Annotated in this window: 18 protein-coding genes and 4 pseudogenes; 14 read left to right on the top strand and 8 right to left on the bottom strand. The window is 56.3% G+C overall.

The genetic code is table 11. The features are described from left to right. The first annotated feature begins 10 nt into the window (after window positions 1-10). The 3 genes from ABVN21_RS12170 to ABVN21_RS12160 all read left to right on the top strand — a co-directional run bounded on the left by ABVN21_RS12170 (window position 11) and on the right by ABVN21_RS12160 (window position 2,317). A complete protein-coding gene (locus ABVN21_RS12170) occupies window positions 11-502 on the top strand; it encodes a nitrate reductase cytochrome c-type subunit (protein ID WP_095945750.1) in 492 nt (163 codons plus the stop codon). A gap of 9 nt (window positions 503-511) precedes the next feature. Continuing rightward, on the top strand, window positions 512-1,108 hold the full coding sequence (locus ABVN21_RS12165; RefSeq protein WP_095945749.1) for a cytochrome c3 family protein: 597 nt from the start codon (window positions 512-514) through the stop codon (window positions 1,106-1,108). Window positions 1,109-1,696: 588 nt separating this feature from the next. Then, window positions 1,697-2,317, top strand: coding sequence for a tyrosine-type recombinase/integrase (locus tag ABVN21_RS12160; RefSeq protein ID WP_103404537.1), 621 nt, complete (start codon window positions 1,697-1,699; stop codon window positions 2,315-2,317). Window positions 2,318-2,434: 117 nt separating this feature from the next. Here ABVN21_RS12160 and ABVN21_RS12155 read toward each other — a convergent pair whose 3' ends face one another. After that, window positions 2,435-2,653, bottom strand: a complete 219-nt coding sequence (locus ABVN21_RS12155) for a hypothetical protein (protein ID WP_323627380.1) — start codon at window positions 2,651-2,653, stop codon at window positions 2,435-2,437. Window positions 2,654-2,910: 257 nt separating this feature from the next. On the opposite strand from ABVN21_RS12155, the pseudogene ABVN21_RS12150 reads away from it, so the two are divergent. Next, window positions 2,911-3,186 (top strand): annotated as a pseudogene (locus tag ABVN21_RS12150) (LysR substrate-binding domain-containing protein); the annotation flags it as partial. A gap of 134 nt (window positions 3,187-3,320) precedes the next feature. On the opposite strand, the gene ABVN21_RS12145 reads toward ABVN21_RS12150, so the two are convergent. Continuing rightward, window positions 3,321-3,758, bottom strand: coding sequence for a nuclear transport factor 2 family protein (locus ABVN21_RS12145; protein ID WP_163005358.1), 438 nt, complete (start codon window positions 3,756-3,758; stop codon window positions 3,321-3,323). 195 nt (window positions 3,759-3,953) lie between these two features. Here ABVN21_RS12145 and ABVN21_RS12140 point away from each other — a divergent pair, with 195 nt between their 5' ends. Continuing rightward, window positions 3,954-4,820 carry an AraC family transcriptional regulator gene (locus ABVN21_RS12140; protein WP_069556797.1) on the top strand — a complete coding sequence of 289 codons (867 nt, stop codon included), beginning with the start codon at window positions 3,954-3,956 and terminating at the stop codon, window positions 4,818-4,820. Window positions 4,821-5,314: 494 nt separating this feature from the next. Here the strand turns inward: ABVN21_RS12140 and ABVN21_RS12135 are convergent, their stop codons facing one another. The 3 genes and pseudogenes from ABVN21_RS12135 to ABVN21_RS12125 form a co-directional block, all read right to left on the bottom strand. Continuing rightward, the gene (locus tag ABVN21_RS12135; protein ID WP_339552314.1) at window positions 5,315-5,497 is read right to left on the bottom strand and encodes a DUF1289 domain-containing protein; all 183 of its coding nucleotides are present in this window, start codon (window positions 5,495-5,497) and stop codon (window positions 5,315-5,317) included. A 67-nt stretch (window positions 5,498-5,564) separates the two neighbouring features. Next, window positions 5,565-5,904: pseudogene (locus ABVN21_RS12130) on the bottom strand (SDR family oxidoreductase); the annotation flags it as partial. A 21-nt stretch (window positions 5,905-5,925) separates the two neighbouring features. Continuing rightward, complete coding sequence (locus ABVN21_RS12125) at window positions 5,926-6,330, bottom strand: cupin domain-containing protein (RefSeq protein ID WP_339552391.1); 405 nt, start codon at window positions 6,328-6,330, stop codon at window positions 5,926-5,928. Between the two features lie 233 nt (window positions 6,331-6,563). Here ABVN21_RS12125 and ABVN21_RS12120 point away from each other — a divergent pair, with 233 nt between their 5' ends. Next, the gene (locus ABVN21_RS12120) at window positions 6,564-7,478 is read left to right on the top strand and encodes a LysR family transcriptional regulator (protein ID WP_339552313.1); all 915 of its coding nucleotides are present in this window, start codon (window positions 6,564-6,566) and stop codon (window positions 7,476-7,478) included. Window positions 7,479-7,635: 157 nt separating this feature from the next. Next, window positions 7,636-9,573 (top strand): methyl-accepting chemotaxis protein, encoded by a 1,938-nt coding sequence (locus tag ABVN21_RS12115; protein WP_339552311.1) that lies wholly within the window; start codon window positions 7,636-7,638, stop codon window positions 9,571-9,573. Window positions 9,574-9,597: 24 nt separating this feature from the next. Here ABVN21_RS12115 and ABVN21_RS12110 read toward each other — a convergent pair whose 3' ends face one another. Continuing rightward, window positions 9,598-10,626, bottom strand: a complete 1,029-nt coding sequence (locus ABVN21_RS12110) for an AraC family transcriptional regulator (protein ID WP_339552309.1) — start codon at window positions 10,624-10,626, stop codon at window positions 9,598-9,600. A gap of 160 nt (window positions 10,627-10,786) precedes the next feature. Here ABVN21_RS12110 and ABVN21_RS12105 point away from each other — a divergent pair, with 160 nt between their 5' ends. From ABVN21_RS12105 to ABVN21_RS12090, 4 genes and pseudogenes are all read left to right on the top strand, one after another. Then, window positions 10,787-11,725 (top strand): 3-keto-5-aminohexanoate cleavage protein, encoded by a 939-nt coding sequence (locus tag ABVN21_RS12105; RefSeq protein WP_339552308.1) that lies wholly within the window; start codon window positions 10,787-10,789, stop codon window positions 11,723-11,725. Between the two features lie 44 nt (window positions 11,726-11,769). Then, entirely contained in the window at window positions 11,770-13,086 is a 1,317-nt protein-coding gene (locus ABVN21_RS12100; protein ID WP_339552307.1) for an MFS transporter, read from the top strand. Between the two features lie 12 nt (window positions 13,087-13,098). Beyond that, window positions 13,099-13,890 (top strand): SDR family oxidoreductase, encoded by a 792-nt coding sequence (locus ABVN21_RS12095; protein ID WP_339552306.1) that lies wholly within the window; start codon window positions 13,099-13,101, stop codon window positions 13,888-13,890. Window positions 13,891-14,048: 158 nt separating this feature from the next. Beyond that, a pseudogene (locus tag ABVN21_RS12090) lies at window positions 14,049-14,237 on the top strand (hypothetical protein); the annotation flags it as partial. A 245-nt stretch (window positions 14,238-14,482) separates the two neighbouring features. Here ABVN21_RS12090 and ABVN21_RS12085 read toward each other — a convergent pair. Both ABVN21_RS12085 and ABVN21_RS12080 read right to left on the bottom strand, forming a co-directional pair. Beyond that, entirely contained in the window at window positions 14,483-15,037 is a 555-nt protein-coding gene (locus ABVN21_RS12085; RefSeq protein ID WP_339552305.1) for a YdeI/OmpD-associated family protein, read from the bottom strand. Between the two features lie 22 nt (window positions 15,038-15,059). Next, window positions 15,060-16,016 carry a LysR family transcriptional regulator gene (locus tag ABVN21_RS12080; RefSeq protein ID WP_339552304.1) on the bottom strand — a complete coding sequence of 319 codons (957 nt, stop codon included), beginning with the start codon at window positions 16,014-16,016 and terminating at the stop codon, window positions 15,060-15,062. Window positions 16,017-16,196: 180 nt separating this feature from the next. Between ABVN21_RS12080 and ABVN21_RS12075 the strand changes: the two are divergent. The 3 genes and pseudogenes from ABVN21_RS12075 to ABVN21_RS12065 form a co-directional block, all read left to right on the top strand. Further along, window positions 16,197-16,784: pseudogene (locus ABVN21_RS12075) on the top strand (asparaginase); the annotation flags it as partial. 80 nt (window positions 16,785-16,864) lie between these two features. Further along, complete coding sequence (locus tag ABVN21_RS12070) at window positions 16,865-17,218, top strand: asparaginase (protein WP_353637241.1); 354 nt, start codon at window positions 16,865-16,867, stop codon at window positions 17,216-17,218. 51 nt (window positions 17,219-17,269) lie between these two features. After that, the gene (locus ABVN21_RS12065) at window positions 17,270-18,034 is read left to right on the top strand and encodes an amino acid ABC transporter ATP-binding protein (RefSeq protein ID WP_339552302.1); all 765 of its coding nucleotides are present in this window, start codon (window positions 17,270-17,272) and stop codon (window positions 18,032-18,034) included. Window positions 18,035-18,060 lie beyond the last annotated feature (26 nt).

Raw genomic sequence — 18,060 nt, 5'->3', positions numbered from 1 at the left:
GAGCGCTCAGATGAAGAGTCATTCGCTGTCTTTGCTTGCTGCTCTGTTGCTGTGGGTGCCACTGGCATTCGCGGCTCAGCCCGATTACCCGCTGGATGCTCCTGCGCCGGATGGCCGGCGACCCGGAGGGACCTTGACCCAGGAGTTTGCGGCACCGCTGATGGCTGATGACGAGAACAAGGACCTCAAGCGCGAGCGTAATTATCCTGACCAGCCGCCCACCATCCCCCACAGTATTCGGGGGTATCCGATCGACAAGAACAGCAACAAGTGCCTGTCCTGTCACAGCCGTGCCAATAGTGCCCGCACTCAGGCGCCGATGATCAGTATCACCCACTACATGGACCGTGATGGTCAGGCGCTGGCCGCTGTTTCGCCGCGTCGGTATTTCTGTACTCAGTGTCATGTACCACAGAAAGACGTAAAGCCTCTGGTGGGCAACAACTTCAAGAACATTGACCAGGTGCTGCAAGACGAAATCAACGGCCAGCAGAAACCTTAAGGAGAGGCCATGAAATCCTTGCGTGCGCTGCTCAAAGACTATTGGGGCATTCTGCGTCGCCCCAGCGTGCATTACAGCCTGGGCTTTCTGACACTCGGCGGGTTCATCGCCGGGGTGATTTTCTGGGGTGGTTTCAACACTGCGCTGGAAGCCACCAATACCGAGAAGTTCTGCATTTCCTGTCATGAAATGCGCGACAACGTTTTTGTCGAACTACAGGAAACCATTCACTACACCAATCGCTCCGGCGTACGAGCCACCTGTCCGGACTGTCACGTCCCGCATGAGTGGACGCACAAGATTGCCCGCAAAATGCAGGCTTCCAAGGAGGTGTGGGGCAAGGTGTTCGGAACGATCGATACCCGGGAAAAATTTCTCGATATGCGCCGTGAACTGGCCGAGCACGAGTGGGGGCGGCTCAAGGCAAACGACTCCCGAGAATGCCGCAATTGCCATAACTTTGAATTCATGGACTTTACCCGTCAGGGCAAACGCGCCGCCAATATGCATTCCACATCACTGGCCAGCGGGCAGGCCACCTGTATTGACTGTCATAAGGGCATTGCCCACAAGCTGCCCGACATGAGCGGGGTCAAAGGCTGGTAGCCGACCCCGCCGGGTTTTCCCGGCGTATTGCCGTCAAGCGGCATAACCGCGCCGGTTTTTCGACTTTGACACAATTCTATCTCCCTCTCTGATAACCCCCCAAAACCAATGTTTCAAGGGGTTTAGCCTCTGTGCGCAAGTTGGTCTGCGGATTCCACGCGCACTTTGACGCCCATTCTACAAACACTTGGACAGCGATCTCTCATTGATCCGGTCCACGCTCAGGCAGGCAGCAACGCAGGTCGGCCTCTTTTATCGAAGCGAAGAGGTCGTCGTGGAGCGTTTAGCCTCATGCGACACGTCGAGTTCGGTGAGTTCTCAAGTGTTCCTAAACGCTTAATTGCATCGCACATGGCCACCCAATCCATTGCCACTCACAAGACATTTGCATTCGCGGTGACCGCCGTTTGCATACGGTTGACCAATGCACACACAAGAGTCGACAGGCAGAGAACGGCCGACCTCCGCCCTTCGCGAAGGGCAGCTATGGGTCGATTTATGCCTTTGCAGGCAGCTATGCGGCTGATAGCCACCACCAGCCGTTGCGACCGATCCACCCTTGTCTTCCCTTAACGTGGAGGTCGAGCCATGAACACTGTTGCTAGATACCGCCATCAGCCTTGGAACAAGGGAAAGCTTGTCGGTCAGAAAGCCCCGCTCCGCGTCAGAGATATCTGGGCTATCCGAATAAGACTTCAGCTTGCTGAGAAGACGCGTGATTTGGCGCTATTCAATCTGGCCATCGATAGCAAGCTGCGTGCCTGTGACTTAACTAAATTGCGGGTCCGAGACATTGCCCATGGGGAGCATGTGTCGTCACGGGCCATCGTGATGCAGCAGAAAACTCAACACCCAGTGCAATTTGAAATCACTGAACAGACCCGAACGGTTCTGGAAGCGTGGATGCGCCAGGCGCGTCTCCGCAGTGAGGATTTCTTGTTTCCGAGCCGCTTGCACGCTTCGGAGCATTTATCCACCAGGCAATACGCTCGAATAGTCAAAGCGTGGGTGACAACCATCGGCCTTGACCCAACCATGTATGGCACTCACACGCTACGGAGAACCAAGGCTTCGTTGATTTATCGCAGGACGAAGAACTTGAGAGCGGTCCAACTCCTGCTTGGTCATACAAAGCTTGAAAGCACTGTCAGGTACTTGGGAATCGAAGTCGATGATGCCTTGGAAATGGCGGAGCAGACGGAGGTGTGACCATTCACAGCGACGGTCGTGCCAGACCGTCGCTATCCGTCCCTCTATCAGTCAATTGTGTCTAAAAGTCAGGGGGCCATTCAAATTAGAGAGCAGCCCTGGACCTCACTGAGTGATCTAACACTGGCGTACCCTCATAATGGAATCTGTGATGGCTTGAGCATTTGTGTCCAGCGTTTCCATTGCCGATATCGCATTAGCGGCGACACTGCCGACCCCATTTTCTGACAGCCACTTGGTTATTTCTTCTATCGCTGCACATATGGCGTGCTGATTGTGGAGGAGCAATGTCAGAGCGTCCGCTGTGGCGATTTTGCAATTTGAGTTATCGGGCATGACGGTCGTCCTTGAGTAATGATGCCGGAAGCCTAGCTCATCTCGCCGTTGCCTTTCCCAGATCTACCCAGCTATTTGGATTCGATCTGACGCTCCTTTGGACCGAATTTGACCTGTACGTCCCTAGGATATGACCGGCAGAGGTCGACCCAAAGCAGCCGGTCAGCACCGGCAAAAAACGGCCAATAGCTGCCAGTCACAGAAGGTTGCTTACGACCCAAAGCGAACGGTCGCGACAGGGAGAACTTGGCCGAATGACACGGATGGCGGTGGATGCCTGGCGCCAGAAGCAACGTTTTAGTCCGAACATCGTGCTGGAAGCTAACTCGATTGCCATCTTGAACAATGTACTCAAGCAATGTCGCTTGGCGACTATCCTTCTCGACGCGATAGTGCGTGAGCAAGCTGGATTACGTGAGCTTCGGACAATCCTATCGTTGCCTGGTCGCAGAGTGGTGCTGTATCGCCGAAACAATGGGTATCACAGCGTGGCCGCTGACGCGTTTGCGAAACTCGTAAGCGTTCTGAGAACCCGCGTGTGCCTTATTGCCTGGGCGAAAATCGTTGGAAGCGGGTCGATTGCATCGCGCCCGCTGTAGCCCAAAAAACACATCTGTTTCGACATATGAATAGCCCTGTCAAAGGGATCAGGTAGTCAGGCCAGGCATTATGCCGCCGGAAATAGCGGGAATCCGGTTCCGGAGAACGCTTCGGTGTCGAGCCAGAGGTACTGAAAGGATCTGCTCTTGAAAACCCAATCGTCTCCCGAGCGTTGCAGCACATCGAACGCAATGCAGTGATTGCGGTAGTACTTCTCGCCTGGGCCGCGTGCAGATTCATGCACGAATGTGCGGGTAGTTGCCTGATCACCGTCGATAACAATCACCCCCGGCAGTGCGAATTGGACGAAGAACTCCTTGCCTGCGCGCAGTTTGTGAAGCAGCGCCACGTTGTTGTCTGGGCCTTTGGAGTACTGGCCGTGAGGGGCTTGACCAATGATGAATTCGCCATCATCTGCCCAAACCGAGTAAAACATTGCGAGGTCTGCGCGAGTCGCGCTGTCGGCGAAACGTGCAATGGTGTTCCGGATGGACGCCTCGTCCATGAATTGCTGCAAGCGAGAAGGTTGGTCTGACATCATCGGCCCTCTAAGCCAGGGTTATATTGGATGCCTCCACTTTCGCGAACATCCGGCCCGACCACATCCTCGATAGTGCTAAAGCCTTGCCTGATCCTACCAACTGTTTTAGTTTGAGAAACCACTGGCCTGTCGCGAGTGCGACCAGGATCGATAGCCATCATGCTGGAACATCTTCTCGCAATAGTGAGCCGACATCGCGGTTGCGCCGATCTATCAAACACTCTTCCCCGACTGACAATCAGATCCACAGATGCTCCGGTTCCTCCGACCCCGGCTCTATTTGCGCCGAAGTTCTATCTGCTGCTGCAAGGCGCCAAGCGGATGAACATTGCCGATAGCACGTTTGACTGCCATCCGGGCACCTGTGCAGTGGCATCGGTCGGGTTACCGTTCGTGAGTGAAGTGGTAGAGGCGAGCCCGGAAAAACCTTATATCAGTGTCGAATTAATGCTCGATGCAGGGATCGTCGCTGGCTTGCTTCTCGATATGAGCAAGTCCACCCAACCGTATCCGCAGGCGGGCGCTATCTCTATCGCCCAAGCCGATAGCAGTTTTGTCGAGCCGTTGGTTCGCTTCATCGGTCTGCTTGACACGCCAGCAGAGGTTAAGGTGCTTGGCTCCCAGTTCGAGCGCGAGTTCTACTACCGCCTATTGTTAAGTCCGCTAGGCTCCAGGCTCTGCCAAATTGGAATGCACAACACCCGGTTCGGACAAATCAAAATCGCGGCAGACTGGATCAGCGCGAACGCCGATAAGCCGATGAGTGTGCATTGGCTTGCCGCTCATGTCGGTATGAGCGTCACGTCGTTCCACCGACATTTCAAGGCGGTTACTGCACATAGTCCGCTCGCTTACCAGCGACAACTTAGGCTACTCGCTGCTCGACGGCTGCTCGCATCCGGAGCATCAAATGTTACAGGTGTCGCATTTGAGACCGGATACGCCAGCCCCTCTCAGTTCAGTCGAGAATACAAGAAGGCTTTCGGCGTAGCGCCGAACCGCGACGCTTTATCACTGCGCCGCTGATTTGAGCTTTTTCAATCGGATCAGGCTCGAATTGCGCGTGAGTCTCTATGCGTCAGGCGGCTGGAAAGCTTGAAGCGCATTTAAAGTCAATGTGTTTGGGTTGTTGACGAAGGCCCGGCGCAATGCCGGGTTTTGGCTTTCAGCGCAGTTGCTGTTTGTACTACCCAATGGGGTTCTTAGTCTATGTGATGCGATGGTGGAGGGTCCGCTTCTGGCCGAAAGCTGACCGGCAATGAACGTCCGCTAATGGCCGATTCTGTTGAAAAAGTCGGCCATGGATTCCACGACAGAAAAGTACGCGCTTGAGATTGAAATCTTTACTTTGAGCAGTGGATTGCGGGTTCAGATTTCGCGTAGCGGCGCGCAAAAAAGCCGTTTTCAACCGTCAGTATGCGGGCAGTCTGGAAGAACCGACTTTTTCAACAGAATCGGCCGATTGATGTCCATCAGGAAGGGCTGAAAAACGAGCCAAAACGATCGTCCATTGCAAGAGACTATCCGTGTGCTTTCTTCAGCCCTTTCAAGCGCACAATTGCCCTTTGCACCGCCGCCATTTTTTCAGGACGCTTCATGCGTTTCCACTTTTTGATGTCTTCCTTGCTCCGCCCACAACTCACACACAGATCGTCACTCAGTTGGCAAATCGAGATGCAGGGGTTTTCGATTTCTTTAGCCATCGTCAGTAACCTTTGCCCAGGGGGCAGTTGGGCGAAAGCCGTTTGGGACGGAACCGTTTTGATCGTACGCCGCGACTGCGCCGACTTCATCCGGCGTACCGCAACGCCCAGCGGCGCTGAGACTGATCATTCGGCGATAGCCTTCGCCACGCGGGCCGGTCAGTTCGTCTCTGACCAGCGGGGTGAGGATGATGCCGGGGCTGATGGTGTTGACCCGTGCTCCGCGCTTGCCCCAACGCACGGCTTCGGCCATCACGCGAAGCGATGACTATGGCTAAGCCACCCTCGGCATTCTCCTGGCGCAGGTCGGCCAGCACGACATGCTTACCCGCGCTGACACGGCGGGCAATCGCCTGACCAATTGAACCCGCCCCTATGACGACCGTGACGTTGTTGGTGTTTTGCATGAGGACCTCGTTTGAACTCGATCAAATCCCGGGGGCGTATTGTTCGTCGCGGACCTGTTCCATCCAGTCGACCACTTTGCCGTCCAGCACTTCGGCAATGGCGATATGAGTCATGGCAGTGGTGGCGGTTGCGCCATGCCAGTGTTTGACATTAGGCGGGATCCATACGGTGTCACCCGGTTTGATTGAACGAACCGGTTGCCCCTGCTGCTGGACCAGGCCGGACCCTGCCGTGACGATCAAGGTCTGACCTAGCGGATGCGTATGCCATGCCGTGCGTGCACCGGGTTCAAAGGTCACGGTGGCACCGCTGACCCGAGCCTCATTTGTCCCCTTGAAGGGCGCGTCGACTCGAACAGTGCCAGTAAAGTAATCGGTGGGTCCCTTGGCAGAGGGTTGCGAGCCGTTCGGGTTAATGACGAGCATGGATTTGTCCCCCTCTGCGGTTACATCAAAAGCGAGCAATGACAGCGACAACGCTGCGCACGCGAGATTTTTCATGACGGTTCCCTCAGGGCAATAGCCGTCACTGACGACCTGAATCGATTAATGGCGGAGCGAAAAGTTGACTGGCTTGAAGCGAGATCTGAAATCTATCAGCCCCTCATTAATATGATTAGACGCTAGAATCAGAAAATACTTATGTGGAGATCTCATTAATGCTCAGGGAAAATGCCAGTGATCTGCTTGCGTTCCTGGCAGTCGCCAAGGCGCGAAGCTTTACCAAGGCCGCTGCCCGACTCGGGGTGTCCCAATCAGCGTTGAGCCACACGATTCGTGGCTTGGAAGCGCGGCTTGGCCTGCGTTTGTTGACGCGTACAACGCGCAGCGTTTCGCCCACCGAGGCAGGTGAGCGTCTGATGAGACGAGTGGGTCCACACTTCGAAGAAATCGAAATAGAGCTGGCTGGCCTGAGTGATCTGCGCGATACCCCCGCTGGCAATATCCGTATCAACGCGATGGATCATGTGCTGGATCAGATCATTCGGCCGGTACTCAAAGACTTCCTTCCCAAATATCCCGACATCTCGGTGGAAGTCTGTTGCGACTACAGCTTCGTCGACATCGCCGCGCAGGGCTTTGATGCCGGGGTCAGGCTAGGCGAGGACGTCGGGGAGGGCATGATTGCCACGCGTATCGGGCCGGATATGCGAATGGCCGTGGTTGGATCTCCTGGCTACTTTGCCAATCGTGAATTACCCGCGACGCCTCGGGCGCTCACTGGTCACTTGTGCAATAACCTGCGGTTGCCAACGAATGGTGGTTTGTACGCCTGGGAGTTCGCCAAGGATGGCGAACGTCTCAAGGTTCGCGTGACTGGCCAAGTCACTTATAACGGCGTGTATCAGTTGTTAGAAGCGGCCCTGGATGGTTTCGGGTTGAGCTACGTGCCTCATGACCTTGTCGAGCCTCACCTCAAAGCCGGACGCCTGATTCAAGTGCTGGAAGATTGGTCGCCATGGTTTTCCGGTTTTCATCTCTACTACCCGAGTCGGCGCCAGGCGTCGCCCGCGTTTGCGTTGCTGGTGGATGCTTTGCGTTACAAAAAACAATCCCTGCCAACGTCCGGATAATCTCTGTTGGGGAACGCGTAACAAGCATCGGGATTACCGATACCTGATAGCCGGGGAATCGATTTGAGTTTGCTGCGGTGAAGTTTTAGGTTTGCACCCAGCGTTCAGCATTAGTGCCACGGGCGCGGATAACAATAAAAAAGAGTTGTTTTCAGCCATGTCCTTTTTTTCCCGCGTGCTAGCAAACTTATCCGTCGGTACCAAGCTTTCACTCGGCTTTGGCTTGGTATTGGTGTTCACCCTCGGCGTGGCGTTGGCCGCCTCTTATTCACTGACGTTACTCAAGACCCGTAGCGAGCAATTGCGGGATCAAGCCGCCACGCAGGCACTTATGCTGCAAGCGCGAATTTATGAAAAGGAGTTTGCTCTCACCCTGGACGCGCAAGTGGCAGAGCGTGTGAGCAACGCCGTTGCCGAACTGGGGAAAGTCGTGCAGAGCCGCTCGGTCAATTCATCTGATCAGTCCGCCATCCAGGCGGCAGCAAACGTCTATCTGGAGGAGTTCAGGCACTATGCCCAGTCATTGCGTTCTGCGCGTGATGAGCGGTTGCGTATGCAAGAGCGAGCACAAGCGGCTGGTGTGAGTTTTACCGTGGTGTTCCTCGATCAGTTGGACGCCATCAACGCATTGATAGAAGCGGGGCAACTGCCGACCTCCGAGCAAACAACACAACTTGAGCAGGCCGTTGGTTTGCGGGAGAAACTGGAAAAGCTCCGTGATAGCGAACTCTATTACGCGTTGGATGGCGATGATCGTTACCGCAGTGATTGGGAAATGAGCGTCAGTGATCTGACGTCCGCCATGCAGGCACAAAGTACTGACTTGAGCGGCGCTGAATTGGACTCGCTCAACGCTGCGAGCGCCGCGTTGGCCGACTACCGCAAAGCGTTTGAGCGGTTCGTTCAGAGCCGCGTAGAAAGCGCCCAGGCATTGGCTTCCATAAGCACGCAGACGCAGCCTGTCGGTGATTTGCTCGCCCGGGCCAGCCAGGAGCAGAGTCTAGCCATTGGCATCGACAGCCAGAGTGCTTACCGCCAATTGGCGCTGATTACGCTAGTGGCTCTGGTTTTGGGCGTTGGTGCTGGCGTGCTGATCAGGCGCAGCATAGTTCGGCCATTGAATATCGTTGTTCGGCTCACTCAACGGGCGGCGGCAGGCGATATTGCTAGCGCGACAGGCAATCCCAAGCGCCAGGATGAATTGGGTCAACTGCTCGTGACTGTCGAGACGATGCTGGGCAATCTTCGCAGCCTGGTCGGCCGCATCGGCCAGGGCGTAGGCCGGCTAAATATCACGGCCGCAAACATGGCAACGATGACCACGCGCAACAGCCAAGGTGTGGAGCAGCAGTTGCAGGAAACGGCACGGACCGCCGACGCCATGCAGCAAATGATCGCCACCGCCGCGAGGGTGGCGCGCAATGCGGGCGAGGCCAGCATTGCCATGGCTCAGGCTGACGGTCAGGCGCGTGAAGGGGACGAGTTGGTGCGTTTGGCGGGCAACAAGATCGATTGCCTGGTGCTCGAGATGGTGGGGTGCTCGGAAGCGATGCAATCGCTGCTGCACGAGAGTTCGGCCATCGGTGGCGTGCTGGATGTCATCAAGTCTGTGGCCGAGCAAACCAATTTGCTTGCGCTCAACGCGGCGATAGAGGCAGCGCGTGCGGGGGAGCATGGTCGAGGGTTCGCGGTGGTCGCTGACGAGGTGCGCGGTCTGGCCCAACGTACGCAAAGGTCCACTTCGGAAATCGAGGAACTTATCGCCCGTTTGCGGGCGGTGGCCCAGCAAGTGGACGTGCGCATGAAGGGCAGCCGGGTTTTGACCGACGAGACAGTCGCACTCGCCGGCCAAGCATCAGAAGCACTTTCCCGGATCACGCGGGCGGTATCGAGCGTAGAGCAAATGAACCACCAGATTGCCGGGGTCGCCGAACAGCAAAGTGCGGTTGCCGCCGAAGTCCGCGCCAGCGTGCAGTCGGTGCGCGAAGTTGCCGAAAATAATGCGCGCGAAAGCCAGAATCTGGAGCAGACCACAGCCGAATTGCAACACGTCGGCGCCGAGCTAAACGCCGCAGTGGGCTACTTTCAGACCTGAGGCTTTACCCGCTGAAGCATGCCTTCAGCCCTGGCGATATTCCTTTGTGGTTTTCCCGGTCCAGCGCTTGAAGGCGCGGCGAAAGTTGGTCGGTTCGGAAAACCCCAGGAGCAGGGCAATATCGTCGGTGCTCATGATGGTGGTCTTGAGGTATTCGATAGCAAGGGAGCAGCGCACATCGTCGGTAATGGCCACGAATGAAGTGTCCTCTTCCTGCAGTTTGCGGCGCAGGCTGCGGGTGGTCATATGCAGTTTTTCGGCCACGGTTTCCATGTCCGGGAAGTCCCCAGGCGTTTGCATCATCATCTGATACACCTCTCCCGAAATCCCCGTCGACACTTTTGCCTGACCGATCAATCGATCGCACGTCTCTTGCAGAACCGTCGCAGTCAGCCGGTGAGCGAGATGCGGTTTTTGATCGAGGATCGAGCTGTCGTAATGCAATTCACACTGGTCGTGATCGAAAATGCATGGGCAGCCCAGATACTGCGAATAGATCTTCGCGTGTGTCGGCGCGGGGTATGAAAAACAGGCTTTGGTCGGAGGGCAACTTTTGCCGAAAACATCCTGCAGGTGGGTCACGTGCTGAGTGAACTGCTGCTCGATGAGGAACTGTTTGATTTCCCGCGAAGGGCTCGGGTTGGACGCGTCCGGAAACGTCCATACAGCTTCGTCTTCGTACTCATGCCATTCGATGGTCAGTGTAGGTGTGGCCAGCGAGTGGTACTTCACGCCAAGCCGGAAGTAGTCCCGCAGGGAAAGGCAAGACATCAGCGCATAACCATACATGCCATAAGCGGACAGATGCAGGCGTGAGCCGGTTTTGAACGGTGTTTCCGGATCGTTGGACAACGACAGCGCATTGCCACACACCGTCGCGTATTGACGCACCGAAGTCAGCGCAGTGGCGTCGTAGATTCTGTCCTCGTCGACACCGCTGCCTCTCAAGCTGTCGGCTGGCGCGATTCCCTGTTCGCTGAGAACTTCCACCAGCGCGGCGATCTTGTAGGGGGCGTAGATACGCTCGTTGAACAACGGCATTTTCGGTGGCAAGGGCGACTCCGGTGGCTGTCCTTTAGAGATTCATTGCTGTCCGGTAATGATCTTACCGATGTCCTGAAAATTCAATAAGCTTGGTGCCACAAGCAGCGGCAGCGAATTTCATTGATGTTCATCGCACCTGCAAAGCCCAATAACAATACAGGTCAGCCTTATGAGTCAGCCGAGCCGAAAAGTCATCATCTCATGCGCGATCACCGGCGCGACGCACACACCATCGATGTCCGAATTCCTTCCGTTGACGCCTGGCGACATCGAGCGGCAATCCATCGAAGCCGCCGAAGCCGGCGCAGCGATCCTGCACCTGCATGCACGCGATCCTCTGGATGGTCGACCGACCCCGGACCCGGCGGTGTTCAGTCAGTTCGTGCCGGCCATCGCACAGGCAACCGATGCAATCATCAACATCACCACCGGCGGCAGTACTCGTATGACGCTGGCGCAGCGTCTCGCCTATCCGCTGATCGCCAAACCGGAATTGTGTTCGCTGAACATGGGCTCGATGAACTTCTCGATCCACCCGATCGCCCGCAAGATTTCTACCTGGAGCCATGACTGGGAGAAGGATCACATCGAAGGCATGGAGGACGTGGTGTTCAAGAACACCTTCAAGGACATCAAGGCAATCATGCTGGAACTCGGAGAGTACGGCACCCGATTCGAGTTCGAATGCTACGACGTTGGCCATCTCTACAACCTGGCTTACTTCGTTGAACAAGGCTTGGTAAAGCCGCCTCTTTTCATCCAGTCATGCTTCGGTATCCTCGGTGGCCTCGGTGCCGACCCGGAAAACCTCGCGATCATGCGGGCCACGGCGGACCGTTTGTTCGGTCGACAGAACTACGAATTTTCCATCCTTGGAGCCGGTCGACATCAGCTGCCTTTCGTGACCATGGGCGCGATCATGGGCGGAAATGTGCGCGTCGGCCTGGAAGACAGCATCTACCTTGCCAAAGGCGTGAAGGCCAAGACAAACGCTGAGCAGGTGCGCAAGATCCGTCACATCCTCGAAGAGCTTTCCTATGAGATCGCCACGCCCGACGAAGCCCGGCAAATGCTTGGTTTGAAGGGCAAGCACAACGTTCACCTATAAGCGTTCTGCCAGAACCCAGAAAAATAACAACAAGAGGTTTCACCATGACAATCATGCTCAGTACCGCTGAGACTCATTGGCTGGCCACACGGCGAGCAATGGCTCGACTGATACCGCTGATGTGCGCCATTTACTTCATGTCTTATCTGGATCGCACCAACGTTGCACTGGCCAAAGCGGCGCTGAGCGCCGACCTCGGTATTAGCGCTGCTGCCTATGGCTTGGGCGCAGGAATTTTCTTTCTGGGCTATGCATTGCTGGAGGTGCCGAGCAACCTGCTGGCCCACCGCATCGGTCCGCGGCGCTGGATCGCCCGGATCGCCGTGACCTGGGGCACCTTGTCTTCTGCGATGATGTTCGTCCAGGGTGAGTGGTCCTTCTATCTGCTACGCGTGCTCTTGGGCATCGCCGAAGCGGGTCTGTTTCCCGCCCTGATGTACATGGTCACTTTGTGGTTTGCGCCCAAGGATCGTGCGATTGCCATCGGTTGGATTTACCTCGCGCCTGCCCTGGCGCTGGTCATTGGCAACCCTATCGGCGGTGCGCTGATGAAAATGGACGGTATCGGCGGGCTGCACGGCTGGCAATGGATGTTTCTACTTGAAGGTCTGCCGAGCATCATTGTCGGGATAATCCTGTGGTTCAAGCTCCCGGAACGTCCGCGTGATGCTCGCTGGTTAACCCGGGCCGAAGCCGATTCCCTTGAAGCCCACGCGCTTCTGCCAGGCCATGCCACCTCCCATGAATACTCCGGGCATTGGGTCAAGGCGCTGAAACGCCCAACGACTATCCTCATCGGCTTGATTTACTTCCTCAATCAGGTCGCGTTCGTAGGGCTGGTATTTTTCACGCCGTCGATCATCCAGCAAATGCAGATTACTTCGCCGTTGACCGTCGGCCTGTTGTCCAGCAGTGTCGGGATCGGGTTTCTGGCCGGGGTGTTGGTGCTGCCGCGGATTCACCGCAAAATCGCCCGGGATTGCTACTGCCTGGGGTTGTTTACCTGTGGTCTGATCGCAAGTTCCGTGGCATTTACGCTGATCACTGATGCGTCGGCGCGTATCGCCCTGTTTACCGCCACCGCCTTTTTCGCTGGCGGGGTTTTGCCGATCTACTGGGCCATTGCCATGAAGCGTCTGCAAGGCATCCAGGCTGCGGCCGGGTTGGCATTCATCAACACCATCGGTTTGCTCGGAGGCTTTGCGGGACCCTACCTGTTCGGCCTGGCGGAAAAGGCCTCGGGCTTAAGTTCATCGGGTTTCTACGTGATCGTCGGTGCAGCGATTTTGGGATTGCTGCTGGTGCCGTTGTTAGCCAGAGCAATTAATGCCGAACCGACTCCGCAATCGGTGAAGGAATAAGAGGAAAGCATCATGAAGATTGTTGATTTGTTGATACCACCACCGAATCTGAAGGTGATCATTACCGGGGGCGCAGCCGGGATCGGCGCGGTCATCGCCAAGGCGTTCCATGAGGTGGGCGCGCAGGTCTATATCTGCGACATCAACGCCAGTGCCGTTGATCGCATGAAACTTGAGTACACAGGCATGCACGGCGGAGTAGTGGATGTCGGCATCAAGCAGCACGTCGACCGGATCATGGACGAAGCGGTCTCGTTGCTGGGAGGCCTTGATGTTCTCGTCAACAACGCTGGCATTGCCGGGCCTACCGGTAACATCGAAGAGCTGGACGCAGAGGCGTGGGAACAGACGATTTCGACGAATCTCAACAGCCAGTATTACTTCCTGAGCAAAGCGGTGCCGTTCTTGAAAAAGTCGGGTCAGAACCCGCACATCATTGCCATGTCATCGGTGGCCGGCCGGTTGGGGTATCCCTTCCGAACGCCTTATGCCTCGACCAAATGGGCGATTGTCGGATTGATGAAGTCGTTGGCCAATGAGCTGGGACCGCACAATATCCGGGTCAATGCCATCCTGCCCGGCGTGGTGGCGGGGGAGCGCATGGATCGGGTGATTGATGCACGTGCCAAGGCGCTGGACATCAGCTTTGAGTCCATGCGCGACCAGTATCTTGAAAAAATCTCGTTGCGTCGGATGGTGACGATGGAAGACGTGGCCGCCATGGCGCTGTTTCTTTCCTCACAGGCCGCAACCAACATTACCGGGCAGGCCATCAGCGTTGACGCAAATGTCGAGTATCTATGACTGATCTCGTGTGATCAGACCTTGCGATACGAGAGAAAACCCGGCCAGCAAGCCGGGTTTTTTGTGATCGCCGTCTGTCCAATGGTAGGCACTTGCAGCGCACGATTGCTTCTCATGTTTAAGCACGGAAATCCCGTGCATGTAATCGGAGAGCCACCATGGAAATTGACGAGAACGCACCAGGCAATAAATCGCAGCAACGCGAAACACGCACCACGGACAACGAAACTGGCCACGACCCGAGCTGGAACCAGTACGAAGTTCCGTTAGCGCCCGACGATGAAACTCCTGTCGATGAAGATATGGCTGATGTGGCTGCTACTGATTCGGTATCGAGTGAGCATCCAAAAGCGGGTACGAACAGCCACGTCGATAACCCGGACAACGACCCACAGATGAACGATCAGGACGAAAACGATCAGGAAGCTCGCGGGATGCCGGCGAGTGACCCTGAATCAGGTGCCTGAATGAGTGCGGATGATTCCCGATGCCCGCTCAACGCGGGCTTTTTTACGCCTCGAACAATCAAGCAAAAGGGCCGGCTTGGTTGGTCCCGGTGAACGAGCCGAACGATGTGAGGCGAATGCCCCATTCAAGAATTATCCGCCTCGGGCGCACGGAAGGCCTTGCTGTAGTAACCGGACTGGTCGAAACAGCAAACGTGCTTCTTGCCGGAGGCGAGCATATCGCAGGCATCACCGATTCGTTTTGCGCGGGTCTTGAGCTGCTTGGCTGAAGTAATCCAGTGTATCCAGTCTACTCGTGCGATGGTCGTCGTATTGTTCCAGACTTTACGAGCCTCAGGGGTGGCTGCCAGTGCCTCCTGAAAATCGGCCGGGATGTCAGGCTCGGGTTCCTTCTTCACAGGGGCTAGCTCCAGCGTAACGATGTCCCCAACAGCCGCGCCTGCGGCTTCGAGTAACTCTTTGCTGACCTGCAGCCAATGGCTCAGTTGTCCATCCGGCTCAAGGGTTGCCTGGAAGTGGTGCCCATTGATTGTGCCTTCAACTGTCGTCCTTCCTCGCCTCGGAAGCTGTTCACTCGCGTCTCCTGGCAGTACCAGGAAGGCCCACGACGTATCATTACCAGGCGTTGCCGGACGGAGAAGCTTTGCTTCGAATCGGGATTTCACATCGATTGTGGTCATTGCAACTCCTCCAACCAATAGCTCATGACCGACACTTGAAAAGCTCAGGAGGCAGTTCGCTTATGCCCTTGAGTCGGTCTTCAAGAAAATCGCGTAGCACCCTGACTTTCGTCGAGTAACGTCGATTGGGTAGATAAGCCATATAGATTTGATCCCCGGTCAGTGTATTAACAAACCGATATTCAGGTAACACGATTTGCAATTCACCGCTCAAGAGCAGGTCACGCACCAGCCAGATTTCAAATTCTGCAATACCCAGGCCGCCACAGACGGCTTCAAGCAGCAGCTCCGAGTTGTCCGATTGCAAATTGCCCTTGGGGAATATCGAGTGCTTTACGTCATCCTTTGTGAAGTACCAATGAGGATCGCTGTCGGGGTGCAGATAAATCAGGCAATTGTGTGCGCTGAGTTCGGCGGGAGTGGATGGAGTGCCGTTGCGCGTTAGATAGTCGGGAGTGGCACACAGCAAGGAATCGTTGCGGCAGATTGGGTAGGCGATCAAGTTCGCGAGATGATTTTCGCCCTCGTGAATATCGAGATCAAAGCCGCCTACGATCATGTCATTGTGGTTGTCGGTCAACCGCAGATCCATTTGGATACCCGGATACATCTGCAGGAATGGCGCGATCAGCGGTGCGAGGAACCGTCTGCCGAATGCCACTGGCGATACGAGTTTCAAGGGGCCGCTGGGCGCCAGGTTGAGGTCGCTGACGACACGCAAGGTGTCGTCCAGATCCGCGATCATCGACAACGCCCGCGCATGATAGATCTGGCCCGCTTCCGTGAGGGCGACGATGTGCGTGGTGCGGTGCAGCAGGGTCGTGCCCAGGGATTTTTCCAGCGTCGTGATCATGCGGGTCAGGGTTGAAGGGGAGACGTGCATCTCCCGCGCCGCTGCGGAAAAGGTGCCCAATTCGACCACTTTAACCAGTGCTCTCATGACCCCTAGGTGATCGATTCGTATCGTTTCAGACGTCATCTTGAAAGGACTGCCTTTGCGCTCAATGCAAAACCGAATTCTGTTTCGCGATATTCCATCAGTATTTGACTGAATATAGACTCATTTTTGATCGAAGTGCGCACGTCGTTCATCCAACCGACCACGTATTTGCGATAGGGACTTAGACCCTGTAGCGAACTTTGGAGTATCGAGATCACCATGGATTTTCCCGCACACATTCCATTGGCCATTGCCACCCGAAACGAACATGTGGAGCGCATCCACTGGGGTTCGGTGGCTGTCGTTGATAATGAAGGAAGTTTGCTGGCCTATGCCGGCGACCCCGGTTCGATGATGTTTTCCCGCTCCACGCTCAAGCCATTCCAGGCCATTCCGTTCGTCCGGGATGGCGGGGTCGAGCACTTCGGCTTCTCCGATGAACAAGTGGCCATAATGTGCGCCAGTCACTCGGGCGAAACCGCACACGTGAATGCTGTGAGTGGCATGCTCTCGAAAATCCAGCGTGCGTCCACTGACTTGGGGTGTGGTTGCCATCTGCCCGATTTCTACACGGCGGACAATCTGCCGCCCCAGGGTTTTCGCTACGATCAGCGCCACCACAACTGTTCCGGCAAGCACAGTGGTTTCCTCGCGTATTGCCGCCTGCATGGTTTGCCCAGCGAAACCTATCTGTCTCCCGAACATGGCTTGCAGCGCGACATCCAGCGGGTAGTCGCGGCGTTGACAGGGGTTGCGGAGAATCAGCTCTGGACCGGAATCGACGGCTGCAACGCACCAAACCTTGGCATGCCGTTGTCGCGCCTGGCCCTGTTGTGGGCGCGATTGGCCAGTGCCGAGGGGGGGGCGACGCCAGCCTCGATCCCGTATTGCGGCGGCTGTTCGATGCCATGCGCAGCCATCCGGAAATGGTCTCGGGGACCGGTCGCGCCGACCTGGGCATTACGCTGTCTTCGAATGGCGACTGGGTCGCGAAAACCGGTGCCGATGGCGTGCAGACGGTCGGTATCCGCAGTCGTGGCTTGGGCGTGGCGGTCAAGGTCAGTGACGGCGATTTCGCCAGCGTGTTCGCGGTGACCATCGCCGTGCTCAAACAACTGGGTGTGCTGGATCAGGACAGCAACAGTCCGCTACTGGCACCGTGGGCCGATCCAGTGTTGAGAAGTTACAACGGTTCGCGCGCCGGCCAATTGAAAGCCACGGTGCAATTGAAGTTCGTCTAGTTCGGGGTGCCTGCCGGGCACGTGTCAGATCTTTGAGGCAGACCAGAAACCATGCAATCGGCCCAATCGCTAACTCAACAAACGCCGGCCATTTCATTGCGCGCCGTCAACAAATTTTTCGGCAGTCAGCAAGTGCTGTTTGATGTTGACCTGGAGGTACAGCCTGGTGAAGTGGTGGTGATCATCGGCCCGTCCGGCTCTGGGAAATCGACTCTGTGCCGTTGCATCAACCGCCTGGAAACCGTCACCAGTGGCGATATTTTTCTGCACGGCGAGCGCCTGCCGGAAGAGGGTGGGGCACTGGCCAAGATTCGCGCAAAGGTCGGAATGGTCTTCCAGAGCTTCAACCTGTTTTCCCATCGCACCGCGTTGCAAAACGTTGCGATGGGCCCGCGAAAAGTCCTCGGCATGCGCGGCGCGGATGCAGACGCATGGGCCTTGCAACTGCTGGACCAGGTTGGTCTGGCACACAAGGGCAAGTCGTATCCCGCTGAATTGTCGGGTGGCCAGCAACAGCGAGTGGCGCTGGCCCGGTCACTGGCGATGAAACCCAGCGTGATGCTGTTCGACGAACCGACCTCGGCGCTGGATCCGGAAATGGTCAACGAGGTGCTCAAGGTCATGGTCGATCTGGCGCGCACCGGGATGACCATGGTGGTCGTCACCCATGAAATGGGCTTCGCCCGCTCCGCCGCCGATCGCATCATTTTCATGGACGCCGGTCGGATCGTCGAAAGCGCTCCGCCCGAGACATTTTTCAGCGCCCCACGCTCGGAGCGCGCCCGCGAGTTTCTGTCCAAAGTCCTTGCACACTGATTCATTCAACAACATCACAAGAACAA

The organism is Pseudomonas sp. MYb327, from assembly GCF_040438925.1.
GTDB lineage: Bacteria > Pseudomonadota > Gammaproteobacteria > Pseudomonadales > Pseudomonadaceae > Aquipseudomonas.
This window is presented reverse-complemented; position numbering and strand designations above follow the sequence as displayed.